The sequence below is a fragment of the Stenotrophomonas sp. Steno-C18 genome (genome assembly GCF_056393195.1).
Map to the genome: position 1 here is coordinate 1 of NZ_JBWJOX010000024.1, position 1,332 is coordinate 1,332.

Here is a 1,332-nt window from a genome sequence, read left to right on the forward strand (position 1 = left end):
GCGCTGACGCTGACCGCTGGCGCGGTGGATCACCGCAATGCCACGCTCAACGCCAGCCAGCTCACGGTCAATGCAGCCGGCTTCGACAACCGGGGCGGCTCCGTGGTGGCCACCGGCCAGCAGGCCAACACGATCCAGGTGCAGGGCACGCTGGACAATGGCCAGGGCGGCACCATCGCCAGTAATGGAGATCTGTCGTTGCAGGCGGCAACGCTGGGCAACGCCGGCGGCACCGTGCAGCACGCCGGTACCGGCAGCCTGAGCATCAATGCAGCGACGTTGAACGGCCAGGGCGGCACGCTGCTGGGCAACGGCACGTTGACCCTGACCGGGCAAACCACCGACCTGAGCAACGGCACCACTTCGGCGCAGCGCATCCGCATCACCACCGGCGATCTGACCACAGCGGGTGGGCAGCTCTCCGCCACCAGCACCGACACGCTGCAGCTGCAGGTGCGCAATCGCCTGGACAACACCGGCGGCACCCTCGGCAGCAATGGCGCAGTGGATCTGACCGCCGCGCATTTCATCAATGACCAGGGCAAGTTGATTGCGGCCGGCACCGGCGCATCCAGCGTTCGCGTCACGCAGCAATTGGACAACCGTGGCGGCACGCTCTCCAGCAACGGGGACGTGCAGCTGCAGGCCGGCCAGTTGAACAATGCCGGTGGAACCGTGGTGGCCGCCGACAAGGCGCAGCTGCAGGTAACGGTGGACGGCTTGCTGGACAACAGCAACGGCGGCCGACTGACCGCAGGCGGTGACCTGAGCCTGAGCGCCGACACGCTGGATAACCAGGGCGGTGCAGTCGAGCATGCCGGCGAAGGTGCGTTGCAGATTGCGGTGAACACGCTGCACGGCAAGGGCGGCACGCTCGTCGGCAACGGCACGCTGGAGCTGCAGGGCGAAGACATCGACCTGCAGGGCGGCACCACGCGCGCCAGGCAGGTAGCGATCACGGCCGGCACCCTGACCACCGCCGATGGCACGCTGGCCTCGACCGGCGAGCAGGCGTTGCAGCTGCAGGTACGCGATGCCCTGAACAATGATCGCGGCACCATTGCTGCCAACGGTGCGCTGGACGTCGCGGCCGGGTCGCTGTCCAATCGCGACGGCACACTCAGCTCGGCCGGTACCGACGATACGCACATCAACGTCATCGGCGCGCTGGACAACAGCGCCGGCACGATCGCCAGCAATGCCAAGTCGCTGGTATTGGACGCCGGTCGCCTGGTCAATGAAGACGGCACCGTCAGCCATGCCGGTACGCAGGGCCTGACCCTCGGCACCGGGCAGCTGGATGGCCAGCGCGGCACCATCGCCACGGCCGGT

At 67.8% G+C, this 1,332-nt stretch carries 1 protein-coding gene; it reads left to right on the top strand.

The genetic code is table 11. The features are described from left to right. Positions 1-1,332: beta strand repeat-containing protein (locus tag AC06FE_RS19525; RefSeq protein ID WP_478073990.1), on the top strand; the 1,332-nt coding region annotated here is incomplete at both ends.